Consider the following 24,520-nt stretch of genomic DNA (forward strand, 5'->3'; position numbering starts at 1 on the left):
CTGGATGGGGACAAGGCGCAACTTCCCTGTTTGGCTTTGCGCCTGCGGAACTGGCGCCGAAGCGGCTAATGCTAATGACTGGCGGATTTCAGCAGCCGGCAATCCGGGATTATGGCATTATTGGAGATTGCCGGACGGCGGCGTTGATCTCGCGCGAGGGATCGCTCGACTGGCTATGTCTCCCTGATTTTTCCAGCGCCAGTGTGTTTGCTCGGCTGCTCGATCGACGCGGCGGGCATTTTTCGATCAAGCCGCGCTCAAGGTTCGCGACCAGCCGCCGCTATCTTCCCGCCACCGCAGTCCTGGAAACAACCTTTGAGACGGATAGTGGTGCGGCGCGGCTCACCGATCTCTGCCCCATTGCCGACAGCCTGAGTGCGCTTGAGCCTATGCGGGAAATCTTGCGCGTGATTGAAGGTATCGAGGGCCGAGTGGATCTGGAGATCGAATTTGTACCGCGCCCGAATTACAGCCGCGCGAAACCTGCGGTTGGTCGGATTGCCGACGGCGTCTGGACATTCGGCTGGTCGCACCAGTTGCTTCTTCTCAATGGCAGTCTCGGCTTTATCCACGATGAAGAAGCGTTGCGGGGAACGGTTAGTACGACCCCCGGCAAACGCGAATACTTGAGCCTTTCTTACACCGAAGGCGACATCGGCACGATTGCGCCGCTGGATTCAGAAGCTGACGCCCGTTGCGAGCGCACCATTGCGTGGTGGCGCGACTGGAGCAAGGCTTGCCAATTCGAGGGGCCGGAGCGGGATGCTGTCCTGCGAAGCGCGATAACGCTCAAGCTCTTGACGTTTTGCCTCTCCGGTGCGGTTGTGGCGGCGCCAACGACCTCGCTTCCGGAGGAGATAGGTGGTGAACGCAACTGGGACTATCGTTATTGTTGGTTGCGCGATGCCGGCCTGACCATGGGTGCCTTTGTCGAGCTGGGATTTCACCAGGAGGCGGCAGCGTATCTCGGCTGGCTCTTGCATGCCACTCGCCTTAGTAGGCCCAATCTCAGCATCCTCTATGACGTCTACGGACGAACAAACCTGCGCGAAAGGAAGCTCGATCAGTTCGCCGGCTTCCGCGATTCTTCTCCAGTTCGAGTTGGGAATAGCGCCGTCCGCCAATTTCAGCTCGATGTCCACGGCCAGGTTATCGCTGCCGCGCAGGCGTTTGCCGCGTCAGGTTGCAAACTCGACCGGACCGAAGCTCGGATGCTCGCAAGCCTCGGTCAAACGGTCTGCAAGCGATGGCGGGAGCCGGACAACGGCATCTGGGAAATCCCGGGACGGCGCAGACGGTACACCTTCTCGAAGGTCATGTGCTGGGTCGCGTTGGACAAGCTGCTTTGGCTTCATGAAAAGGGAATAGTTGACGTCAGGTCACAGGAAGCGCTCTTCCGACAAACGCGCCAGGACATCGCCGAATGCATCGAGACCGAGGGATTCAATTCGGATTTCAATAGTTACACGGGGGAGCTTGACGGGAACGACGTCGATGCAGCCCTGCTATTGATGCCCTGCTTTGGCTATCGCAGTCCATGCCATCCGCGGATGATCTCGACCTACCAGCGCATCCAGAAGGAGCTCGGCTGCGATGGGCTGCTGTATCGGTATAAGCCAGGATACGATGGCTTGCAGGGCAGGGAAGGAGCGGTCGGGATTTGCAGCTTCTTCGCGATCAGCCATTTGGCGAGGCGCGGCCTCTGCCAGGAGGCGATGCGGAGCTTCGATCATCTGTGTTCATTCGGAAATGACCTTGGTCTGTTTGCCGAGGAGATGGAGCCGCGCTCGCGCGCCGCGCTGGGCAGCTATCCTCAAGCTTTCTCGCATGTGGGCTTGATCCATTCTGCGCTATCGATCCGGCAGGCACGTCGGGAGGCAGCACGATGAATCCGTTCGGTGCCTCCTTTTTGTTCCCCGCGCTATGGGGGCTCATTGCCACACTAACCATGACCTCCATTCTGGAGGCGAGCCGGGGAGGTGGTTTTTCCCGGCTCAGCCTGCCATTCTTGCTTGGCACGTTTTTCACAGGCCACCGGCGGCGAGCGATGCTTCTCGGCTTTGTGGTCTACGCCATCGGCGGTTGGCTGTTTGCATTCGTCTATTTCTTGCTGTTTGCGAGCGTTCGCATCTACACATGGTGGTTTGGGGCACTGGCTGGCCTCGTCCATGGCCTGTTTCTGCTCACCTGCGCGCTGCCGCTTTTGCCCTTTGTGCATCCTCGAATGGCCTCGGAATATCATTCGGCAACTTCGATCCGGCAGCTTGAGCCGCCTGGATTCCTGGCGATGAATTATGGCTATCACACGCCGTTGAGCACGCTGATCGCCCAGATTGTCTACGGGGCAACGCTCGGTGGGTTCGTGCAGCTTGCACACGGCGCAGGCCTGTGAGTCCAGGTCCGAGAAAACCGCGACCGGAACGATCGGGGGTGTCCACTATTCGGGCAGGCTTACCGCCGCTGCCACTCGATGCGCCGGCGGGCATTTCCTCTTCCGCGGCTCAACGAGCTCAGCGCCAGCAGCGCCGCCGCGCATGCGGCAACCGCAGCCAGCCGGGCAAAGGGACCGGGAAGCACGAGCGCACTGTCCCGTGCCTCGCTTCCGAAACGGCCGCGCGTCCGATGCAGGTCATGGACCGGCTCGATCAGATTATCCTTGCGATCGAGCGCCACAGGCACTGGCGTCTCCTGCCCAGCGAATGTTGTTTTGGCAAGATAATGATCCAGCAAGCCCGGCAGCAACATATTTCCCAGGATAACTTTCAACGTGCTCAACCCGATCCAATACTCCCGCGCTGGATACGACGCTGCGCGGAAGATCGCATCCGCAATCACCTCGGGCTGAACGAGCGGCGCTACCGGCCGGGGCTGGTGGGCCATGTGGGTGCGCGCCCAATCGAATTGCGGCGTGTTGACGGCCGGCAACTCCACGGCGGTCACCCTGATCGGGCTCTTGGCATGCATGAGCTCGGCGCGCAGCGAGTTCGTGAAGCCGCGGATCGCATGCTTGGCCCCGCAATACGCGGCTTGGAGCGGAATGCCGCGAAAAGCCAGCGCCGAGCCAACCTGAATAATCGTGCCGCGATTCCGCCGACGCATATGACGCAAAGCCGCCATCGTACCGTGCACCACGCCGAGATAGGTCACCTCAGTGACACGCCGGAATTCGGCCGGCGTCATGTCCCACACGGGCGAAAAGACGGTGACCATCGCATCGTTGATCCACACGTCGATCGGCCCAAATTGCCGCACAATGGAGTCTGCCGCTGCGAACACCTCATCCGGATTTGAGACGTCAGCCGGCGCGACGAAACCGGCGCCCCCAAGCCCCTCGAGTTCGCCCTTCACGTCATTCAGTGCGTCGGCATCGCGCGCAATCAATCCGACGCGAGCGCCGGCTCGCGCAAAACGATGCGCGGCGGCCCGGCCCACACCAGCGGAGGCGCCCGTGATCACGACGTTGCAGTTTCGAAGCTCACCAGACATGTGCGAACCGTGTCTCACATATGGATCAGTCTCTCCGGGTGGCCGGGCTTATGCCGCATGCCGATCTCACATCAGACCAACCGCGCGTCCGGCGAAGAAGTTCCTGAAAATCGCGGGCTTATAGGAACGGTCCCGGAGTCAGCTTGTTCTTCGCAAAGGGACGACGTTACAACCTTATCGGACGCACCCATGGCATCCTCCACCGCATCAGATGTCCTGGTCGAGACGCTGCTCGACTGGGGTGTCGATACCGTCTTCGGGCTTCCGGGTGATGGCATCAATGGCATTATCGAGGCCCTGCGCACGCGCCAGGACCGGATCAAATTCGTCCAGGTCCGTCATGAAGAAGCCGCGGCCTTCAACGCCTGTGCCTACGCGAAGTGGACGGGCCGGCTCGGCGTATGCCTTGCAACATCAGGTCCCGGTGGCATCCATCTTCTTAACGGTCTCTACGACGCCAAGCTCGATGGGCAATCCGTGCTGGCCATCACCGGCCTGCAATTTCACGACTTGCTCCACACATTCACGCAGCAGGACGTGGAACTTGACAAGCTCTTTATGGACGTGTGCGTCTACAACAGCCGCGTGATGGGTCCACACCACGTCCAGAATATCGTGGAACTGGCCTGCCGGACCGCGCTTGCCTACCACGGTGTCGCCCATGTGACCATTCCGGTTGACATGCAATCGCAGCCTGTAAGCGCCGGCAAGAGATCGGCACGCAACGTGCCAAACCATGTTTCGGATCTGATGGCCCGCTCGGCGCAGACCGCAAGCGACGAGCAGCTCGCCAAAGCATCCGAGATCCTTAAGGTCGGCAAGAAGACAGCCATTCTTGCAGGCCGCGGAGCGCTCGATGCGCGCAACGAGGTTCTCGCTGTAGCGGAGCGCCTCGGCGCGCCGGTCATCAAGCCACTTCTTGGCAAGGGGGCGATCCCCGACGACAGTCCGTATTCGGCCGGCGGCATTGGCCTTCTCGGAACCAAACCCGCGCAGGAAGCACTGGAAAGCTGTGACACGCTTCTGATTGCCGGCAGCACGTTCCCCTACATCGAGTTTTATCCAAAGCCGGGTCAGGCGCGCGCCGTCCAGATCGATGTCGATCCGCAGCGGATCGGGCTGCGGTATCCAGTCGAGGCAGGCCTGGTGGGTGATACCGGCAAGGTACTTCAGGCTCTGCTGCGGCAGCTTGATTATCGTGACGATCGTTCGTTCCTGCAACAGACCCAGGAGGGGATGAAGGAATGGAACGCGTTGATGAGCCAGCGCGGCACCAATAGCCAAAAGCCGATGAAACCTGAGCGCGTAGCGTACGAGCTCAACAAGCTTCTTTCCGATGATGCGATCGTGGCAACCGATTCCGGAACAATCACCACCTGGATAGCCCGACACCTGGTCATGCGCGGCAATATGATGTTCTCGTGCTCCGGCAATCTCGCGACCATGGCGTGCGGCTTGCCCTATGCGATTGCGGCTGCGGTGGCTTTCCCGGGCAGGCAGGTTGTGGCGTTTGTTGGCGACGGCGGTCTCACCATGCTGATGGGCGAGCTTGCCACCTGCGTGAAATACGGCCTCGACGTAAAAATCGTGGTTATCAAGAACAACTCCCTCGGGCAGATCAAATGGGAGCAGATGGTGTTCCTGGGCAATCCGGAATACGTCTGCGATCTGCAGCCGATCGACTTTGCAGCGGTGGCGCGCGGCTTTGGTGTGAGCGCGTTCAGTGTCGACGATCCGGCGCAGTGCGGCGAGGTGCTGCGCGAGGCGCTGAGCACGCGCGGCCCGGCATTGATCGAAGCGGTGGTCGATCCGCACGAACCGCCGATGCCGCCGAAGGCGACTTTGACGCAGATCACGCATTTGGCCGAATCGCTCGTTCGCGGCACGCCGGCGAAGGGCAAGATCGCACTGACCATCGGCTCGGATGTGGTCCGCGAAATCATTTGAGTCGGAGCGATGGGCGAAGAGACAAGGATCAGGCGTCTGGCAGCACGGTCGTATCGCATTCCGACGGATGCGCCGGAAGCAGACGGTACGATCGCCTGGTCGGCTACGACGCTCGTGCTGGTCGAGGTCGACGCCGGAGGTGCAACCGGCGTTGGCTACAGCTATGGCAGCGCAGCTACCGCCGAGATCGTGAATAACGAACTCGCGTCGACCTTGCGCGAGCAGAATGCGCTGGCGATTCCGGCGCTCTGGCTTGCCATGGTGACGGCGGTGCGCAACATTGGTTGGCGCGGCGTGTGTGCGTGCGCAATTTCGGCCGTCGACGTGGCGCTGTGGGATTTGAAAGCGCGCCTGTTGAAAATGCCGCTGGCAGATCTCCTCGGACGTGAACGGGCCGAAGTGCCGATCTATGGCAGCGGTGGCTTCACCTCCTATTCCGAGGGGCGCCTGTGCGAGCAGTTGAGCGACTGGGTAGAAAGAGACGGTTGCCGATTCGTCAAGATGAAGGTCGGAACGGCGCCCGAGCATGATCTGGCTCGCGTCCGGGCGGCGAAAGCGGCGGTCGGCTCCGCGGAGCTTTACGTCGATGCCAACGGGGCCTACCGGCGTAAGCAGGCGCTCGAATTCGCCAGGCAGTTCGCCTCGCTCGGTGTGACCTGGTTCGAGGAGCCGGTGTCGAGCGACGATCTTGAGGGATTGCGACTGCTGCGTGACCGCGCTCCGAACGGAATGGAGATTGCAGCCGGTGAATACGGCTACGAGCCGGTCTACTTTCGGCGCATGCTTGAAGCCGGCAGCGTCGACGTGCTGCAGGCCGATGCCACCCGATGCGGCGGCTATACAGGCTTTCTGAAGGTCGCGGCGCTCGCGGATGCATGGAACCTGCCGCTGTCAGCGCACACCGCGCCAAGCTTGCATCTGCCGGTCTGCTCTGCCGCGCCACGGCTTCGTCATATCGAATGGTTTTACGACCATGTGCGTCTCGAGCAGATGGTGTTCGATGGCGTGCAGCAGCCAAGGAACGGCGTGATTTCGCCCGATTCATCACGCCGCGGCCATGGGCTGACCTTCAAGGAAAAGGATGCCCAACGTTTGGCCGCCTGAGGAGGGGGCAATTGCGGTCGCAGGAGATCCGCATGAGCCACGTCATTGAAATCGATCATCGCAAACGGCGGGACTTGCGGCGCCGCATCGAGTACGCTCCGGGCGGAAGGATCACAAGCGAGAGTGCTGCCGGCCCGCCAAGGCAATATGAAGAGCTTGGCCGCGAGCTCGCCAAAGCCGTGGACGGAGAGGTGCGCTTCGATTCCGGCGACCGAGCGCTGTATGCGACCGATGCTTCGAATTACCGCCAGGTGCCGATCGGGGTCATTATCCCGCGTACCGCGGCAGCGATCGCAAAGACGGCTGAGCTGTGCCGCAAATTCGATGCTCCCATTGTCATGCGCGGAGGCGGCACGAGCCTGGCCGGCCAGGGATGCAACGTCGCTGTTCTGATCGATTGCTCCAAATATTTGAACCGGGTGATCTCGATCGATGCCGTTTCGCGGCTTGCCGAGGTCGAGCCCGGCTGCATTCTCGACAATTTGCGCACTACCGCTCAGCGGCATCAGCTCACCTTTGGTCCTGATCCCGCGACCCACGATCACAATACGCTCGGTGGTATGATCGGCAACAATTCGTGCGGCGTGCATTCCGTGGTGGCCAGGCGCACCTCCGATAACGTCGAGGCGCTCGACATTCTCACCTATGATGGTCTGCGCTTCGAGGTCGGGCCCACCGGAGAAGAGGCGCATCGGCAGCATCTGGCGGCCGGAGGGCGCCGCGCGGAAATCTTCCGGCAACTCGACGAGTTTCGTCACCGCTATCGCGATCTTATCCTGGCGAAATACCCCAAAATCCCCCGTCGCGTATCCGGCTACGAGAATCTTGACGAATTGCTGCCAGAGCGTGGCTTCAACGTGGCGCGCGCCCTGGTCGGAACGGAAGGCACATGCGCCATCGTTCTTCGTGCCACGCTCAACCTGATGCCGTATCTCAGTCATCGCGTGCTTGTTATCATCGGCTTTGAGGACGTCTATGCGGCCGCCGATGCTGTGCCGGACGTGCTCGGCTTCGAGCCTATCGGGCTTGAAGGCATCGACGATCTGCTGGTCGAGTTCATCCGGAAAAAGCATCTTCACCCTGAGGAACTGAAGATGATGCCGGGGGGCGGAGGCTGGCTTGTGGCGGAATTTGGTGGCGACAGTGCCGATGCCGCGACTGCCAAGGCCAATCCGCTGGCCGAGGAATTCAAGCGGCGTGGACACGACGCCAAGCTGCTGGACAAGCCGGAGCAGCAGAAGCAGATCTGGGAAGTTCGCGAGGCGGCGCTGGCGGCCACCGCCCACGTGCCCGACTGGCCCGAAACATATCCCGGATGGGAAGACAGTGCTGTCCGCCGACAGGACTTGGGGCGTTATCTGCGCGAGCTGAAGGCGCTCTATCGCCAGCATGGTTATGATGCATCCGTCTATGGCCATTTTGGCGACGGCCTTGTGCACTGCCGCGTGCCCTTCGATCTTCGTACAGAAGCCGGCCTGTCGAACTGGCAGCAGTTTTTGGACGAAGCCGCTGATCTGGTGGTGCGTTACGGGGGATCGCTATCGGGCGAGCACGGGGACGGCCAGGCTCGCGCCAGCCTGTTGGAGAAGATGTACGGCCCCGAATTGATGCAGGCATTCCGTGAGTTCAAGGCGATATGGGATCCCGATGGGAGGATGAATCCGGGCAAGGTGATTGACCCGTTTCCGCCGACTTCGAACTTGCGGCTTGGCCCGAGCTACCAGCCGCCGGATGTACCGACCTACTTCGCCTACAACGAGGACCACCAGAGCTTCGCCAGGGCGACCCGCCGCTGCGTCGGCGTCGGAGCTTGCCGCCGCCGCGACAGCACCAAGAGCGTGATGTGCCCAAGCTACATGGCCACCAACGAGGAGAAGCATTCGACGCGAGGTCGTGCGCGGCTCCTGTTCGAAATGTTGCACGGCGGGCCCATCGACGATCTCTGGCGAAGTACGGAAGTCGAGGAGGCGCTCGATCTCTGTCTGGGGTGCAAGGGCTGCAAGCACGACTGCCCCGTCCAGGTGGACATGGCGACCTACAAAGCCGAGTTCCGTGCACACCATTATGAGGGCCGCTTGCGGCCGCGCGCCGCCTATTCGATGGGCTTGATTCATGAATGGTCGCGTCTCGCCAGCTCGGCGCCGTGGCTTGCCAATGCGCTGTTCCAATGGCCGGGCTTGTCAGCGGCGACCAAATGGGTCGGCGGAATCGCCCCGCAGCGGACAATGCCGAGCTATGCGCGCCAATCCTTTGTGCAATGGTTCCGGTGGCGCGGCGAGCGGGCAGCCGGCTCGCGGGTCATGTTGTGGCCTGACACATTCAACAACTATTTTCGTCCGCAAACCGCTATTGCCGCGACACATGTGCTGGAGACGCTTGGCTACACCGTGCTGATTCCCGACCGTCCGCTTTGCTGCGGACGACCGCTCTATGACTGGGGCATGCTTGATCGTGCCAAAGCGCTTTGGCTGCGTGCCTTCGCTGCACTTGAGCCGGCGCTTAGGCTCGGCATACCCATTGTCGGGCTGGAGCCGGCCTGTGTCAGCGCATTCCGCGACGAACTGCCAAACCTGTTTCCGGGAAACGAGCACGCCCAGCGCCTGGCGCACCAGACGCTCTTCCTGACTGAGTTTCTCGACCGCGACGCTGCGAACGAGGCGCTTGGTCGGGTTTCGGGCGCGGCACTGGTTCAGCTGCATTGCCATCATCACGCAGTGCTCAAGCCGCAAAGCGAACAGAACGTCCTCGATCGCCTCGGCCTGGAGTATCAGGTCATGAAATCCGGCTGTTGCGGAATGGCCGGAGCTTTTGGATTTGAGAAGGAGAAATACGACATATCCATCTCGGCAGCCGAACGCGTCCTGTTGCCGACGATACGCGAGGCGGGCGCCGACACGATCATTCTCGCCAACGGTTTTAGTTGCCGCGAACAGATCGAGCAATGCACGGGCCGCCGAACGAAGCACGTCGCGGAAGTGATCGCTGACGCCATGCACTGAGCTCTGACGGGCACCGGCATTGCCGCCTTTTCAAGTGAAAGGCGCTATCGGAATGCCCCTATGGGCAATCCTGCAGAGCGAAACGGTTGCTCCTCATGCGCTGACCACCATTGGGCCACGGCTTGCGCGACGCGATCCCAAATTGATGTAGGCAAGTCGGGGATCGCGATTCTGACGAGGTAGCGATTGCGTGTCTTGTCTTGGAACCACTCCGCTGCACCGAAATCGAAACCAAAGCTTCCTGCGTGACGTAACGGCAACCCGGCCTTCCTCAGGTCGCCGCACAAGTCCGCTGCCATTTGCCTCGTTTGCCTCTCATCAAGCATCCGCTTTGGCGTGAGCGTCACATACAGCCCGTGGCCAAAATGAAGCTCTCCCGACGAGCCGGCGAGCGTGGATGCAAAATAGCGCGCAGTCCTTCTGCCGTTCCGCAAGATTGCTGAGACGCGCTTATTGGTGAGATCCCGATAGGCTCTCGTTCCGACATAGGGCGGGAAATGCGCCGGCAACGCTGCGCTGCCGAACAGTCGAACGGCCTTTCGCATCTCCCTCGCAAGCGCCTCCAGTTGTGCCTGATGCACACGGTGCGCTTCGCAAGCGACAAAGACAGCGGAGCCGAGCCGGCCGTATTCCAACCCAAGGGAGTCGAGCTTGGTGTGGCTGCGTACAAGCACGATCGGAATTTCCCAACGATGCGCCCAATTCAGGACGCGGCGGATGCGCCCCGAGCCGCTGGAGAAGCAGGTTGTGTCGAAAACGATGAGATCAAGGCGCGGGTTTGCGCCGCGAAGCGTCGTCTCGAATGCGGCCGCGGGTGCACATGAGTCCAAGAGAAGCACCCGCAATCGTCGCGCCCGAGACGCGACCTCGCCGGGTGAGCTTTTCAGCAGCATCGGCCGCAAATGGCGGGCATGACTTTCGATCAGCTCCAGCGTTTCACTATAAGAGCCAGGTAGTACCAAGATGTCCGCCTCTGGCATCATTTGTGCCGATGCCAGCAGCAGCGCCGATATCGCGGCCATCCCCGAGGAGGTATAGATCGTCTCATTGGCTGCCGCGTCGTCGAATTGATAAAACGACGGGCCCCGTACGTCCAGGTCGGCGCGCTGGTAGCCATAGCTGAATTCGAATGGTCCCGCGCGCAGTCGATCCGGATACGCCCATGCAGTCTCCGTGAGCGCCCAATCGTGCAGCGCATGCTCAGCCTTCAGGGCCGCGGCCAGTTGAAATTTCCGTTCAATGACCTCAGCGACCGAGGCGGGATGGCGCAACGACAGAGGAGTGCTGAGGAAGCGGTTCAGCAAGTTGAGCTCTTCGTGCTTTCTGTGGAGATATGCCTCGAGGGTTTCCATGCCCGGCCTTCATTTTTGTCCGCGCATTATGATTAACGTATCTACGAGGAATTGGGTCCTTGGCCGGTCCGGTCGGCTCACGAGCTATGGAATGCATTACGGCTGGGGCAGGCGACTTCCGCATTGCCGCCATGAAACCGGGCTGCAGCGAGCCTTAGGTCCGGGTCAGGAAGTCCATTAGTCCGAGCCACAGCAGGATTGCCAGCCAGAACAGTCCGGCAGCCGCAAAGATCAGGGCCCGTGGCCCGCGGTGCCAGAGTTCCATGAATACGGCAGCAACGACCGAAGCCTTCAGAGCGGCGATGCTGAGCGCGACCATCGCGTTGCCGTTCCCAAGCGGGATGTAAGACAGGCTGACCGTGAGTGCGAGCAAAGCAAGCAGCACAAGCCAGGCGGCGAGCAGCGGAATTGAAGGGCGCGAAGGCATCACGAGACCGATCTCCCGGGAAGATAGATGAGAGCAAACAAGAAGATCCAGACTACATCGACGAAGTGCCAATAGAGTGCCGCGCTATGCAAGGCCGCTCGATGGCGCAGGTCCGCTGATCTGCGGATCAGCACGACAAGCGTCGCGAGGATGGCGATGCCAACGATCATGTGCAGCGCATGGATCGCGGTTGCGATGAAATAGAACGCGAAGAACAGCTGGACGCCGTTGGCGAGCGGACCGTCGAATGTAAAGTCGATGCCGGGAACGAGATGTTCGTCATATTCGCTTCTATATTCGACGCCCTTGAGCACGATGAACACGAGACCGAGAATGATTGCGCCGGCAAGCAGAGCGGGGCAAGCTCTTCGAGCCTCCGCGCTATAAGACTCCACCGCCCAAGCGACCAGAAAGCTCGACGTGAGCAGGATCGCCGTATTGGCCGTGCCGATCAGAAGATCGGTGTGTCGGCCTGCCGCCAGGAAGCTTGCGGGATAGGCGTGCCGGTAGACGAAATAGGAAAGCACCAGGCCGCCGAACAGAAGCACCTCGGTCGCAATGAAGACCCACATGCCGAGTTCAGCGGTGTGATCACGATGCTCAACGGAAATGAACTGCGGCGCAAACGAGCGGGTCTCAGGCATTTTGTGGTTCTGCCTTGAAGTCGGAGGAATACTGGTACGGCGCACGCGTGACGACCGGCTGCACCTCAAAGTTAAATTCCGGTGGCGGCGAGGGTGTCTGCCATTCCAGTCCCGGCGCGTTCCACGGATTGGCCGGCGAGCGTCGCCCGAAGAAGGCGGAATAGGCGAGATAGAGTAATGGGAGGAGGTAGGCGACCGCGAGAATCACGGCGCCTCCGGAAGACAGCACATTCCATAATTGGAATTCGGGCGGATAGACATGGTAGCGCCGCGGCATCCCCTCCGCGCCGAGGATGAATTGCGGGAAGAAGGTCAGGTTGAAACCAACGAAAATCAGCACCGCCGCGGTCCGCGCCCAATATTCCGAGTAGAGCCGGCCACTGATCTTCGGCCACCAATAGTGCAGGCCGCCGAAATAGGCGGTTACCATGCCGCCGACCATGATGTAGTGGAAATGCGCGACGACGAAGTAGGTATCGGTCGCATGCACGTCAAAGGCCAGGCAGGCGAGGAACAATCCCGTGAGGCCGCCGATGGTGAACAGTCCGATGAAAGCTAGCGCATAGAGCATCGGCGCATCAAAGCGGATCGAACCCTTGTGCAGCGTCGCGGTCCAATTGAAGACCTTGATGGCCGAGGGCACCGCGACCATGAAGCTCATGAAGGAGAAGACGAGACTCGCCAGCACGGATTGGCCGCTGACGAACATGTGGTGTCCCCACACCAAGAAGCCGATCGCCGCGATGGCAAGGCTTGCCCAAGCCACGAAATGGTAACCGAAGACTTGTTTGCGCGCGAAGCAGGAAATCAGTTCGTTGACCACCCCCATGCCGGGCAGGATCATGATGTACACTGCGGGGTGTGAATAGAACCAGAACAGGTGCTGAAAGAGCAGGGGATCGCCACCGATCCGTGGATCGAAGATGCCGACACCGAAAACGCGCTCGACTGCGATCAACAGCAGCGCCATCGCCAGCACCGGCGTGGCCAGTACCAAGATCAGAGAGGTCGCATAGAGCGACCACAGAAACAGCGGCAGCCGGTTCCAGGTCATTCCCGGCGCGCGCAACTGGTGGATGGTGACGATGAAGTTCAGCCCGGTCAGGATCGAGGAGAAGCCGGAGATGAAGATGCCGGTCACCGCCGCAATGACGTAGCTGTTGGAGTAAAGTGTTGAAAATGGCGCGTAGAAGGTCCAGCCAGTGTCGACGCCGCCGGCAACAATCGCAAACAGCGTCACGGTGCCGCCGAGCATGAAGAGATACCAGCTCATCAGGTTGAGCCGAGGAAAAGCGAGATCGCGCGCGCCGATCATCAGCGGCGCGATAAAGTTGCCAAGGGTGTTGGGAATGGATGGGATGAGGAAGAACCACACCATGATGATGCCATGCATGGTGAACAGGCGATTGTAGATGTCGTCGGCGACGAGATCCGCCTGCGGTGTCGCGAGCTCGATCCGCATCGCGGTCGCCGCTGCGCCGCCGACGAAGAAGAAGAACGTAATGCTGGCGAAATACAGGATCGCGATGCGCTTGTGGTCAGTGGTCAGGAACCATGAGCGCAGCGTGTAGTCGGCGGTGAGATAGTCCTTGGTGCTCATGGCTGGCTTCCGATCGATTTGATGTAGCTGGCCAGGCGCAGGAGCTGATCCTCGTTCACCTTGCCGGCGAAGGAAGGCATATCGGCCTGGTAACCCGCGACGATCTGGCTGTCCGGCAACAGGATCGAGTCCCGAATGTATTTTTCGTCGGCAATCACGATGCTGCCGTCAGCCAGCGGCACTGGGCTGCCATAGACGCCCTCGAGCGGTGGCGCGCGGATCTTGCTGCCGGCGCCGTGACAACCGCTGCAACCGAGCTGCCCGAAGAGGCTGGCGCCTTCCTGGGCGAGCGGGCTGGACGGGCCTTGCTGCGTGAGCCAGTTGGCGAAGTCGGCGGCTTGCATCGCGACGATCTCGCCGGTCATGCCGGAATGAGCGGTCCCGCAATATTCGGCGCAGAATAGATGATAGTGACCGGGCGTTGTGGCCTTGATCTCGAGATCCTGGTAACGGCCCGGAACGACATCGTGCTTCAGCCGCAGCGCCGGAATGAAGAAACTGTGAATGACGTCCTGCGACGCCATGACCAGACGGACCGGGCGCCCCACCGGGATGTGCAGTGCATTGATCTCGGACTGGCCGCCGGCGTGTTGGACTTTCCACATCCATTGCTTCGCTACGACGAAGATCGACACGTCGTCCCGATGAGCGTTGTAGCTGTCGAGAAAGAGCGTGGCGCCCCAGATGAAGAGAGCGAGAAAACCGATCAGCGTTGCAGCGGTCCAGGCGATCTCCAGACGCCAGGTCTTTCCGATGCGATCGCCGCGCTCGGCCGGATTGCCGGCGCGATAGCGCACGCAAAACAATAACAGAAGAAAGAACAATAGCCCGAGCACCAGCAGGCTGACGAAAATGAGACCCGCAAACAGAAGATCGACGTCGTCGCCGTGAGGCGATACGCCAGACCGCCAGAATGGAATCCACTGATGCCACATCGCCGGCGCTCGTTACCGGGGCTTTCGTGGGCTCGACTGCAAGCGAATAATCATGGCTTTGGCCAACCGGGAAGCCCACGTTTCGAGAGAACTTCCATGGCGCGGGAAACGGGAAGCCGAACGATCCCCCGATTGCGATCGACCCAGCCATACGTCTCGGCGATTTGATCATTGGCGCGCCGGACGATCTGAAGTTCCTCGCCGGGTGCGATTTCGAGCGGGGGCGCGTCCGAGCTGAGCGCGGGGCGGGCGTTCGAGGTGACGTGTCGCATCGACGCCGGAAAAGCGAGAGGCATCATCAGCGGTACCGCAACAACAAAGGCCGCGAGGCCAGCCGCAATGCATGCGATCGCTCTGCTGCTCATGTCGGATCGCTCGTAATCGAAGCTGGCTTGCGCATCCATTTTCCGGCCCTCGAGCGTGGCATGACAATTCCGGCGAGCGACCGCAGTTCCAATTTAGGAACGATTCCGACGCACATGGATTGATCGCGCGTGGAGCGTTCGTAAGCGGGTCAGGGCCGGATGACCCAGATCTTTTCTCCCGTTGCCGATACTTGGCTACGGCTGTTTTTGCTCGGATCTGTAGCGGTTCTTGCCGGCGGGACGGTGGGCATCATCGGCTTTGCGCGTTCCGCTTACATTACCTCGACTGAAGTCCGCCCCGCCCAGCCGGTACCGTTCAGCCATCGCCATCATGCGGGCGAGCTCGGTATCGATTGCCGCTACTGCCACAGCGGGGTTGAGACCGGTCCGCAAGCTGGATTGCCGCCCACTGAAACCTGCATGACCTGTCATTCGGAGATATGGACCAACTCGACCATGCTTGCGCCCGTGCGGCAGAGTCTTGCGAGCAACACGCCGATCCAATGGACGCGTGTTGCCAAGCTGCCGGACTACGTCTTCTTCCGTCATGACGTCCACATCGCCAAAGGTGTGGGCTGCGTGAGCTGCCATGGCCGCATCGACAAGATGGCGCTCACCTATCGCGAGAACTCCTTCACCATGGATTTTTGTCTCGATTGCCACCGTGATCCGGTGCCGCAGCTGCGCCCGCAGGATCGCATCGCGGATATGACCTGGAAACCGTCCGCGGACGCGCGCGCAGCCGGCGCGGCGATCGCCGCGCACGAAGGCGTTCGCCTCGGCGAGCTCACCCATTGCTATGTGTGCCACCGATGACCCGCAACCGACCACAACAGCCACCTGGCGCGGGCGCGAGCGGCGGGCGCCTTTGGTCCGGAATCGAAGAGCTGGCCGACGACCCCGCCTTTCAGGCGTTCCTTGACGCTGAATATCCGGCGGCAGCGGATTTCTCCCCGACGGCGCGGCGCGAGTTCCTCAAATTGATGGGGGCGTCCTTTGCGCTGGCGGGGCTCGCTGGCTGCGAGAAGAGCCCGTTCGTGGCGGCGCTGCCTTACGTCAATCAGCCGGACAATGAGACAATCGGCCTGCCACGCTACTATGCAACGGCGGTCATGCTTGATGGCTTCGCGCAGCCGGTCGTTGCGACGACCTTCGCGGGCCGTCCAACCAAGCTTGACGGCAATGCAGACCATCCGATGACGCAAGGCCGCAGTGATGTCTTCATGCAGGCGGCCGTGCTCGGTCTTTACGATCCGGACCGCGCTCAAGGGCCTTCGCGTCGGGGAGAGCCCGCGTCCTGGAAGGAGGTCGAGGCTGCGGTCGTCGCGCTCAGAAGCAGATGGGCGGCAGCGCAGGGCGACGGGTTGCGACTGCTGACGTCGCCGATCACGTCGCCGACCTTGCTCCGCCAGATCGACGCGCTGATAGGGCAGTTTCCGAAGGCGCGCGTGCATCTCCATGATGCGACGGGAATTGCATCGCGGCGCGATCTCACCATGGCCGCCTATGGACAACCACTCGATCTGCATTACCGGCTCGACGCGTGCGACATCGTCATCAGCTTCGACGATGACTTTCTCGGACCGGGACCAAACCAGGTGCGCAATGCCCATGGCTGGTCGACGGCGCGGCGACGCTTCGCCGATCGGCCGGGGCTAAAGCTGCACATGGCGGAAAGCGTGCCTTCGGCAACGGGAGCGATGGCCGGGGCGCGGCTGATTGCCGATTCGTCGCGCATGCCGCTACTTGCCCAGGCGCTCGCCAGGGAGCTCGGCATCGCCACTGCAGCCCTGCCCGACCTGACGTCGGAGGAGCAGAGTTGGATCAAACGCGCGGCCGCTGCCTGTCTGGGCGCAAAGGACCGCGCGCTCGTGGTTTCCAGTCCTTTCGGCGAAGCGGTGACGGCTGGCTGGACGGCGCGCATCAACGACCATCTGAAGAGCGCGGGCCGGGCGCTGCTGTTGACCGCCCCTGTTTCGGGGCCGGCGAATGCGGGCACGCTCAAGGAATTGGTCGCCGATATCAGTGCCGGTCGCGTGGATTCGCTTGTCATTGTCGATGCCAATCCAGTCTACAGCGCTCCCGCCGCGCTCGGCTTTGCGGATGGGTTGCGGCAGGTGCGGACATCGCTGCATCTCGGTCTGCAACGCGACGAGAGCGGCGCACTCTGCGAATGGCAATTGCCGCTGACGCATGCGCTGGAGAGCTGGAGCGATGGCCGCGCGGTCGACGGCACGGCAACCATCATCCAGCCGACGGTCACGCCATTCTACGACGTTCGCAGCGCGCACCAGATTTTTGGCATGATGCTCGGAGAGATCAATCCTGCCGCAGATAGTGCGGTGCGCGAGACGTGGCGGTCGATCTTGTCGGATAATTTCGATGTGCGCTGGCGACGCGCGTTGCGCGACGGCTTCGTCGAAGGGGCGGCTAACCCGGTGGAGGCGAAGCCGATCGCCGCCGCCGATCTGCCCACAACAGCCACCGCGAAAGGGCTGGACGTGGTGTTCCGGCCAGATCCGACCGTGTGGGACGGCACGTTCGCCAATATCGGCTGGTTGCAGGAACTGCCAAAGCCGCTGACCACGCTGACGTGGGGCAATGTCGTTGCGATCAGCGCAGCGCTCGCCAAACGGCTCGTCGCCTCGAACGGCGACCGGGTCGAGGTGACGATCGGAAATCGCCATGTCACAGGCCCGGTCTGGATCATGCCAGGCCAGGCGGAGAATACGATCGCTCTCTACCTCGGCCATGGCCGGACGGGAGCAGGGCGCGTCGGCAACGGAGTTGGGTATGACGCCTATCGCGCGAGGCCGCCCGACCAGCTTTGGTTGGCGAAAGCCAGCCTACGCAAAGTTGGGAGCGCCGAGACGCTGGCAGTGACTCAGATGCATCATCGCATGGAGGGCTTTGATTTTGTGCGCGAGGTCAGCGCGAGCCATCCCGAGCTGGAACGCGCGGAAGCCGAGCCAAGTCTTTATCCGTCCTGGCCGTCTGCGAGAAATGCCTGGGGCATGGTGATCGACCTCGATGTCTGCATCGGCTGCAATGCCTGCGTCGCGGCCTGTACGGCGGAGAACAACGTTCCGGTGGTCGGCAAGGAGCAAGTCGAGGCCGGGCGTGAAATGCATTGGATCAGGGTGGCACGCTACTACGAAGGCGAGATCGAGCGACCGAGAAGTTTTTTTCAGCCGGTGCCATGCATGCATTGCGAGCAGGCCCCCTGCGAAATGGGATGTCCCGTGCACGCCACGACGCACAGTCCCGAAGGCGTCAATCAGATGATCTACAATCGCTGCATCGGCACGCGCACTTGTTCGAGCTTTTGCCCCTACAAGGTCCGCCGATTTAACTTCTATGATTATCGCGCGCCGCCGGATTCGCCTGCTCACGCGGCCCACAATCCGGAGGTCACGGTCCGGTCCCGTGGGGTGATGGAGAAGTGCACCTATTGCACGCAGCGGATCGAGGCAGCCCATGCTGCGGCCGACAAGGAGAACCGCCCGTTGCGGGATGGTGACGTCGTCACCGCCTGCCAGCAAGCGTGCCCCACCAGGGCGATTGTCTTTGGCGACATCAACGATCCAGAATCCGAGGTGTCGCGGGCGCGGCGCGAGGGGCGCAACTACACGCTGCTTGAGGAATTGGGTACGCGGCCGCGCACCAGCTATCTGGCGCGCTTCCGCGACGGCGGAGACGACCAGGGATGAGCGATAAATCGGCCGATATCTTGCCCATCCGCCAGAGCATGGGCGGCATCACCGAGCAGCTCGCCGGGATTCCCCTGCATTTTCCGGTCGAGCGGCGCTGGCTGATTGCGATGATTTTCGCGAGCTTGCTGCTGCTTCTGCTGGTGGTCTCGGCAACAGAGCTGTTCACGGTTGGCGTCGGCATCTGGGGCATCAACATCCCCGTCAACTGGGCGTTTGCGATCCACAATTACGTCTGGTGGCTCGGCATCGGTCACGCCGGTACGCTGATCTCGGCCCTGCTGCTGCTCACCGGCAGCGAGTGGCGTAACTCGCTCAATCGATTCGCTGAAACCATGACGCTGTTCGCGGTGGTCTGCGCCGGCATCTATCCCGTCCTGCATCTCGGGCGCCCCTGGTACGTCTATTGGATGTTCCCCTATCCGGCGACCATGCACATCTGGCCGCAATTCCGCAGTCCGCTGGAATGGGACATCTGGGCGGTGCTGACCTATCTCACGGTGTCGCTTGCGTTCTGGTACGCCGGCCTCATTCCCGACCTCGCCGCCGCGCGCGACCGCGCCACAAGACGCGGCTGGCAGATCTTCTTCGGCATCACCTCGCTCGGCTGGCGCGGCTCGGCATCACACTGGGTGCGCTGGCAGCAGGCCTATCGCATCACCGCGGCGCTCGCCGTTCCGCTCGTCGTCTCCGTGCATAGCGAGGTTTCGCTGCTGTTTGCCTCGGGTCAGATTCCCGGCTGGCATTCGACGCTGTTTCCACCGTACTTCGTGCTCGGCGCGGCATTCTCGGGCTTTGCCGTCGTCTCGATCATTGCGGTGTCACTGCGCACCTGGTTCGGTTTGGGTAACCTCGTGACCGAGGACCATCTCGACGTGCTCGGGAAGGTCCTGCTCGCAACCGGTCTCATGACCGGCTACGGTTACGTGTTCGAGGTGTTCGATGTGCTGTATTCCGGCAACGCCCACGACATGCAGACGTTGCTGGATCGGATAGGCGGCGCCTATGCCTGGACCTATTGGGGCGCGATCGTCTTCAACTTTATTCCTCTGCAATTGTTGTGGTGGAGAGGCGTGCGCCGGCGCGGCTGGTCGCTGCTCCTGATCTCTGTTTCAGTCGCGGTGGGAATGTGGTTGGAGCGCTACATGATTCTCGTGACCAGTCTCTATCGTGATTTTCTCGTCTCATCCTGGAGCCACTTCACGCCGACATTTTGGGATTGGTCGACCTATGTCGGCACCATCGGGTTGTTTCTGGTGCCGTTCCTCATCGCCATCCGGTTGATACCGGCGATCTCGATCTTCGAAACCAAGGAACTCCTGCACGAAGAGAAAGAGGAGCAAGCCCATGGCTGATCGCGCCTACGGACTGCTCGCGGAGTTCGAAAACCCGGAAGCGCTGGTCGCGGCAGCGAAAGAGGCGCGGGAGCGGGGCTACCGAAGCCTCGACGCATTCACCCCGTTTCCTGTCGAAGGGCTTGCACAGACCTTGCGCCTTCCTGCGCCAAACATCGGCCTTGTCGGGTTGATTGGCGCATTTTCCGGCGCGGCGGTAGCGCTGCTCATGCAGTGTTACGTCAACTATGATTTTCCCCTCAATGTCGGCGGCCGTCCGGTCTACGCGCTATCGGCGTTTGCGGTGGTGACCTTCGAGCTCACGATCCTGTTTTCCGCGCTCGCGACCATCATCGGCATGCTTGTGCAGAACCGATTGCCGCGGCTCAGCCATCCGGTGTTCGCTGCAAGTCGCATCCATCTCGCCAGCAAGGATCGCTTCTTTCTCTGCGTCGGCGGCGACGATCCGAAATTTGACGAGAGCGGCACAAGATCCTTCCTGCGGACGACGGGGGCATTATCGGTGGAACTGGTCCCGTCATGAGGAGCATCGTTCTTGCTATGCTGGGGCTATGCCTCGCCGGCTGCGACCAGAATATGGAAGTGCAGCCGAGTTATCGGGAATATGCGCCGGCGCCGCTGTTTCGTGCGGGCACGCTGCGAAATCCGCCCGCTAACGTCGTAGCGCGCGACGATCTTGAGCGAGACAAGGAGGTCAGGGACAAGCCGGCGCTTACGGATGGGGTGCTCAAGCGTGGCCAGCAACGGTTCGGAATCTTCTGCTCTCCCTGCCACGGCGCTGCCGGTGATGGCGATGGCATCATTGTCCGGCGCGGCATGCCGCATCCGACCAGCTATCACGACGAGCGCCTGCGCGCCGCCGACGATCAGTATCTGTTCGACGTGATCACGAATGGCCACGGCGCGATGTATTCCTACGCCGCGCGGGTTCCGCCGCGCGATCGGTGGGCGATCGTCGCCTATATCCGAGTCCTGCAGCTGGCTCGGCACGCCTCGGTCGACGAGGTGCCGCCGGACAGGCGCGGCGGCCTGCAGGCGGCACAATGAGAGGCGGGCGCATCGCGTGGGCGGCTGCGATCGTCCTCAGCGCCATCATCCTGATCGCCGGCCTTGTGCTCGATCGCCGCGCCGCGCTCGCCGCCTATCTCGTGGCATGGATCGCGCTCGGCGCGATCGCGATCGGCGCCCTCGGCGTCCTGATGACAAGCTATCTGGTGCGCCGCGCCTGGACCGAGGCGCTGCATCCGGTGCTGGTAGCGGCGACTGCGACGCTTCCGGTCGTCGGAATCTGCCTTGTTCCAGTGCTGATCGGGATGAAGGAGATCTATCCCGCGGCCGCCGATACCAGCACTCTGCCGCCGTTCAAGGCCGCCTATCTTGCGCCGCTGTTCTTTACTTTGCGCAGCGCCATCTACTTCGTGATCTGGTCAGCCTTAGCCGTGTGGCTGCGCAACGCCTGGTCTCATAGCGAGCGCATGACCCGCGCGGCGTCCGCGGGCTTGATCGTGTACGCGCTGACCGTATCGCTCGCCGGCATCGATTGGATGGAATCGCTTGAACCGCACTTCCATTCGTCGATCTACGGGCTTCTCTACCTCACTCTTGCATTGCTGAACGGCCTTGCCTTCGCGATCGGCTGGAGCATCCTGACAGGACGGCAGATCGGCGGGTGCGCGGGCTACAGCGCGCTGCTGCTCTCGACGATCCTCCTGTGGGGGTATCTGCATGCCATGCAGTACATCGTGATCTGGGCCGGCGACATTCCGGATGAGGTGATCTGGTATCTGAAGCGTTCGGAGAACGGCTGGCAGTTTGCACTGGCTATCTTGGTCGCCGGTCAGTTTGTGCTTCCGTTTTTCGCCCTTCTGAGTGGGGGTGTACGCGCCGATCGGCGCTGGCTTTTGGGATTGTGCGCGCTGACGCTGCTGATGCGCGTGCTGGAGGCCGCCATTCTGATCCTGCCCGCGATCGACCACGTCGCGCCGCTAACCGCGGCGGTGATGCTGGCGGCCGCGCTGGTCTTTGTCGGGGCGCTTCTGCTTTGGATGTTTGATGCCATGCTGTGTGAGCGCGCGCGTTGGATCAACGCGACGGTGCAACATGTTCGCGCCGAAGGAGAACCAGGATCAGGGCGGCCAGCCCGATGATCGTCATGAGGGCCGTGCCGGCGAGCAGCCGCCCGACAGCGAGCGTATAGGTGCCACTCACAGGATCGAAGCCGTAACAGATCAGGCCAATGTGATCGGCAACCGACCCAACCTGTCCCCGACCGGCATCGACCAGAGCAAGGCGCAGGCTCGCGGCATCCAGCGCAAGTGCCGAAAGGCCGCGGACGACGCGGCCATCCGGGGTGACCACGAAAGCGGCGAGGGGATGCGCAAACTGATCGTGTTCACTGTCGTAGCGGAAATGCAACCCGAAGGCGTTGGTCAACTCGCGTACAGCAGCGGCGTTCGTGCGCAAGAAGTGACTGTTGCGGACCAACTCCCCGTCGCTACCGATTTGATCGTGCTTCATTGTTAGCGCATCGGCCACCGAATCCTTCGGATCCAGGCCGACCACCAGGAATCGAAAGTCCGCGCCGGGTTTTAGACCGCTATCTTTCAGCGCCTGCGCCACGATGGAGATCGTCGATCCGCAGAGGCTCTTGCAGGTGTAGTCGGCAAGCACCCAGACGGATGCCGTCGCGCCCAGCCACTCCCGCAACGGCTCGATGTCTTTTTCGCCTTGCAGGAGCAGCGATAGCGGAAGAGACCCATTCGGCGGTGGCACGGCTTCCACCCCCGCCATTTCACTCACGTTAACGCGCGCCTGCGCCGGGACTCCGGCGAGCAATATCGCAACAGTTGCGATTGCGGCAGCTCGCATCATGAGCACGTCGACCTTTCAGCCAGTGCCTAACGCTGGGTCTTGAACGCGGTTCCATTTGCGGCATTCAACCCGAGGCGGTCATCTCAAATAAAAAGATGCCGGCGGATCTACCGGCATCATTGAGTTTGTGCGTCTACTTGCTGGACTGACCGACGCTCGGTGCCTTGTCGAGCTCTTGGGCCATCTCGAGGTGGTGCTGCAGCGTGGGCAACGTTTTGCCGGCCCAGTCTTTCAGGTCGGCATTGTCGCCGCCCTTGGCGTAGCGCTCGAAAAGCGACACCGCGTCCTTGTGAGCGCTGACCTGGTAGGAATCGTAATCCGAGCTGAAATCCTTGCCGGATGCATCCCTCAGCTTGTCGAGCTTGCTCTGGTGCGAACTGTCCAGCGCCGCGGGCACCTCCGCCTTGACCTTGCCGCTGGTGACCAGTTGCTTCAGCTCGGCTGAGGTCTTTGAGTGGTCGGTTACCATCCGTTGGGCAAAGGATTGCTCCCGCGCATTGCCCTTTTGTTCCGCGAGCTTGCTCGATTCGATTTCGAACATGTCGCTGATCGCGACCTCCTTGACGAAGTCGGCCGTGGTCGGCGCAACACCCAGCATTGAATTGACGCCGGTCTTCTCGCCGGCGGATTGAGCAAGAGCTGAGCCTGCCAGCAGAACGCAGCCCAGCACGATGATTGCACGCGTCATGATTTTGTCCTTCCGGATTTCAGTGGCGCCATGGTCGCAGACTGAAGGTGCCCATCAACCCGCGGAAGAGGCTGTTGTTCCTCAGGGCTGGCTGCGGCAGGGGCGTTTTGATGGTACGGGCTGGGCTGGTCGAGGAGCAGCCGCGCCTATCGCGCGGTGATTCTTGGCTCGAACCTGTCGGCAAAGGCCATCCATTCCGGAAGCGGCGCGCCGTCACGGTGTCGACCGCCAGCAACAGCTGCCGCCCAGGCGCTGACGGCTCCGAGCAGGGCGGCGACCGCCAGTGAAAAGGCCAAGATGATTGTGCTGCGACGCGCGTGAGCAATCGCCGTCTTCGAACTCGCAATCGCCTGATCGGCTCGCCGCTCGGCGTCGCCGGCGGAAAGACCCGTAAGTGTCTGGACCTGCTGAATCAGATAAGTCCGGTCATCAGCATTTATCCCGCTGTGGCTCGACGAAGTCATGAGTATCCGGCCGGCTTCGGCGCGTTCGACGCTCATATCGACGTTCGGAGGCCGACGCGGTTGGCGGAGAAGCCGATCGAGTTCGTAGCTCAGAAGTGGTTCGGCTGAGGTCCTGTTTTCCATTGCAAACGATGGAGATGGGCGATTGGCTGCTGCTGCGCTCACGATCGCCGTCAATCCGGCCCCGATTAGAACCGCGAGTGCCCAAGCCGTCAGGCCATGAAGACCATCGCGCGTTTCCTCCGAATTGGGGGCACCGCCAATGTCATCGCGGACAGCGCCAACGTCGCCGCGCGTCCGACCAGCAATGTAGCCGCCGAGGCCGAAGCTGACGATCGCCTGCAGAATCAGAAAAAGGCCTGATAGCAGCGACAGGGCGGCAGATGCATCTCGCCAAGTTGGTGAAGTCGAGCTGATCCCGAGACCGATGGTGACGCCAAAGGTCACCAGGGTGAAGGCAAACGCCGCGGCGACTAGCGCGCCTGCGATAATGGGCGTCCAGCGCAGATATCTGGAGTCATCAGGAAACGTCGGCACTCCGTCTTCGACGAGCGTGGCAGCCTCGATCGTCAT

Annotated in this window: 20 protein-coding genes; 11 read left to right on the forward strand and 9 right to left on the reverse strand. The window is 61.6% G+C overall.

All coding sequences use genetic code 11. The annotated features are described in order from the left end of the window. Window positions 1–74 precede the first annotated feature (74 nt). Together AC5ZG5_RS24025 and AC5ZG5_RS24030 are read left to right on the forward strand one after the other, a co-directional pair. Window positions 75–1,889, forward strand: coding sequence for a glycoside hydrolase family 15 protein (locus tag AC5ZG5_RS24025; RefSeq protein ID WP_456642152.1), 1,815 nt, complete (start codon window positions 75–77; stop codon window positions 1,887–1,889). Beyond that, window positions 1,886–2,392 carry a hypothetical protein gene (locus AC5ZG5_RS24030; RefSeq protein WP_456642151.1) on the forward strand — a complete coding sequence of 169 codons (507 nt, stop codon included), beginning with the start codon at window positions 1,886–1,888 and terminating at the stop codon, window positions 2,390–2,392. The genes AC5ZG5_RS24025 and AC5ZG5_RS24030 overlap by 4 nt, the downstream gene beginning before the upstream one ends. Before the next feature lie 59 nt (window positions 2,393–2,451). Here AC5ZG5_RS24030 and AC5ZG5_RS24035 read toward each other — a convergent pair whose 3' ends face one another. After that, entirely contained in the window at window positions 2,452–3,486 is a 1,035-nt protein-coding gene (locus tag AC5ZG5_RS24035) for an SDR family oxidoreductase (RefSeq protein WP_456642150.1), read from the reverse strand. A 189-nt stretch (window positions 3,487–3,675) separates the two neighbouring features. Here AC5ZG5_RS24035 and AC5ZG5_RS24040 point away from each other — a divergent pair, with 189 nt between their 5' ends. From AC5ZG5_RS24040 to AC5ZG5_RS24050, 3 genes are read left to right on the forward strand one after another with little or no spacing between them, the layout of a single operon-like run. Then, window positions 3,676–5,433 carry a thiamine pyrophosphate-dependent enzyme gene (locus AC5ZG5_RS24040; protein WP_456642149.1) on the forward strand — a complete coding sequence of 586 codons (1,758 nt, stop codon included), beginning with the start codon at window positions 3,676–3,678 and terminating at the stop codon, window positions 5,431–5,433. A gap of 9 nt (window positions 5,434–5,442) precedes the next feature. Continuing rightward, window positions 5,443–6,537 (forward strand): enolase C-terminal domain-like protein, encoded by a 1,095-nt coding sequence (locus AC5ZG5_RS24045; protein WP_456642148.1) that lies wholly within the window; start codon window positions 5,443–5,445, stop codon window positions 6,535–6,537. Between the two features lie 32 nt (window positions 6,538–6,569). Then, entirely contained in the window at window positions 6,570–9,536 is a 2,967-nt protein-coding gene (locus AC5ZG5_RS24050; RefSeq protein ID WP_456642147.1) for an FAD-binding and (Fe-S)-binding domain-containing protein, read from the forward strand. A gap of 44 nt (window positions 9,537–9,580) precedes the next feature. Here the strand turns inward: AC5ZG5_RS24050 and AC5ZG5_RS24055 are convergent, their stop codons facing one another. The 5 genes from AC5ZG5_RS24055 to coxB all read right to left on the reverse strand — a co-directional run bounded on the left by AC5ZG5_RS24055 (window position 9,581) and on the right by coxB (window position 14,494). Further along, entirely contained in the window at window positions 9,581–10,888 is a 1,308-nt protein-coding gene (locus AC5ZG5_RS24055) for a hypothetical protein (protein WP_456642146.1), read from the reverse strand. Between the two features lie 154 nt (window positions 10,889–11,042). Further along, entirely contained in the window at window positions 11,043–11,315 is a 273-nt protein-coding gene (locus AC5ZG5_RS24060) for a cytochrome C oxidase subunit IV family protein (RefSeq protein ID WP_456642198.1), read from the reverse strand. Continuing rightward, window positions 11,315–11,959, reverse strand: coding sequence for a cytochrome c oxidase subunit 3 (locus AC5ZG5_RS24065; RefSeq protein WP_456642145.1), 645 nt, complete (start codon window positions 11,957–11,959; stop codon window positions 11,315–11,317). The genes AC5ZG5_RS24060 and AC5ZG5_RS24065 overlap by 1 nt, the downstream gene beginning before the upstream one ends. Beyond that, a complete protein-coding gene (gene ctaD, locus AC5ZG5_RS24070) occupies window positions 11,952–13,559 on the reverse strand; it encodes a cytochrome c oxidase subunit I (protein ID WP_456642144.1) in 1,608 nt (535 codons plus the stop codon). The genes AC5ZG5_RS24065 and ctaD overlap by 8 nt, the downstream gene beginning before the upstream one ends. Further along, a complete protein-coding gene (gene coxB / locus AC5ZG5_RS24075; RefSeq protein WP_456642143.1) occupies window positions 13,556–14,494 on the reverse strand; it encodes a cytochrome c oxidase subunit II in 939 nt (312 codons plus the stop codon). Before coxB ends, ctaD begins: the two co-directional genes overlap by 4 nt. Before the next feature lie 524 nt (window positions 14,495–15,018). Here coxB and AC5ZG5_RS24080 point away from each other — a divergent pair. Genes AC5ZG5_RS24080 through AC5ZG5_RS24105 form a run of 6 tightly spaced genes read left to right on the forward strand, consistent with a single transcriptional unit; the run spans window position 15,019 to window position 22,071 of the window. Beyond that, the gene (locus AC5ZG5_RS24080) at window positions 15,019–15,675 is read left to right on the forward strand and encodes a cytochrome c3 family protein (protein WP_456642142.1); all 657 of its coding nucleotides are present in this window, start codon (window positions 15,019–15,021) and stop codon (window positions 15,673–15,675) included. After that, window positions 15,672–18,569, forward strand: a complete 2,898-nt coding sequence (locus tag AC5ZG5_RS24085; protein WP_456642141.1) for a TAT-variant-translocated molybdopterin oxidoreductase — start codon at window positions 15,672–15,674, stop codon at window positions 18,567–18,569. Before AC5ZG5_RS24080 ends, AC5ZG5_RS24085 begins: the two co-directional genes overlap by 4 nt. Next, complete coding sequence (nrfD, locus tag AC5ZG5_RS24090) at window positions 18,566–19,924, forward strand: NrfD/PsrC family molybdoenzyme membrane anchor subunit (protein WP_456642140.1); 1,359 nt, start codon at window positions 18,566–18,568, stop codon at window positions 19,922–19,924. The genes AC5ZG5_RS24085 and nrfD overlap by 4 nt, the downstream gene beginning before the upstream one ends. Then, on the forward strand, window positions 19,917–20,447 hold the full coding sequence (locus tag AC5ZG5_RS24095; protein ID WP_456642139.1) for a DUF3341 domain-containing protein: 531 nt from the start codon (window positions 19,917–19,919) through the stop codon (window positions 20,445–20,447). The genes nrfD and AC5ZG5_RS24095 overlap by 8 nt, the downstream gene beginning before the upstream one ends. Next, window positions 20,444–20,971, forward strand: a complete 528-nt coding sequence (locus AC5ZG5_RS24100; protein ID WP_456642138.1) for a c-type cytochrome — start codon at window positions 20,444–20,446, stop codon at window positions 20,969–20,971. The genes AC5ZG5_RS24095 and AC5ZG5_RS24100 overlap by 4 nt, the downstream gene beginning before the upstream one ends. Further along, window positions 20,968–22,071 (forward strand): hypothetical protein, encoded by a 1,104-nt coding sequence (locus tag AC5ZG5_RS24105; protein WP_456642137.1) that lies wholly within the window; start codon window positions 20,968–20,970, stop codon window positions 22,069–22,071. Before AC5ZG5_RS24100 ends, AC5ZG5_RS24105 begins: the two co-directional genes overlap by 4 nt. Here the strand turns inward: AC5ZG5_RS24105 and AC5ZG5_RS24110 are convergent. The 3 genes from AC5ZG5_RS24110 to AC5ZG5_RS24120 all read right to left on the reverse strand — a co-directional run bounded on the left by AC5ZG5_RS24110 (window position 22,007) and on the right by AC5ZG5_RS24120 (window position 24,520). Then, window positions 22,007–22,795 carry an SCO family protein gene (locus AC5ZG5_RS24110; RefSeq protein WP_456642136.1) on the reverse strand — a complete coding sequence of 263 codons (789 nt, stop codon included), beginning with the start codon at window positions 22,793–22,795 and terminating at the stop codon, window positions 22,007–22,009. The two genes, AC5ZG5_RS24105 and AC5ZG5_RS24110, sit on opposite strands and share 65 nt — an antisense overlap. Window positions 22,796–22,928: 133 nt before the next feature. Then, window positions 22,929–23,483, reverse strand: a complete 555-nt coding sequence (locus AC5ZG5_RS24115; protein WP_456642135.1) for a DUF4142 domain-containing protein — start codon at window positions 23,481–23,483, stop codon at window positions 22,929–22,931. A gap of 146 nt (window positions 23,484–23,629) precedes the next feature. Further along, complete coding sequence (locus AC5ZG5_RS24120; RefSeq protein ID WP_456642134.1) at window positions 23,630–24,520, reverse strand: hypothetical protein; 891 nt, start codon at window positions 24,518–24,520, stop codon at window positions 23,630–23,632.

The sequence above is a fragment of the Bradyrhizobium sp. Ses1 genome, assembly GCF_059512365.1.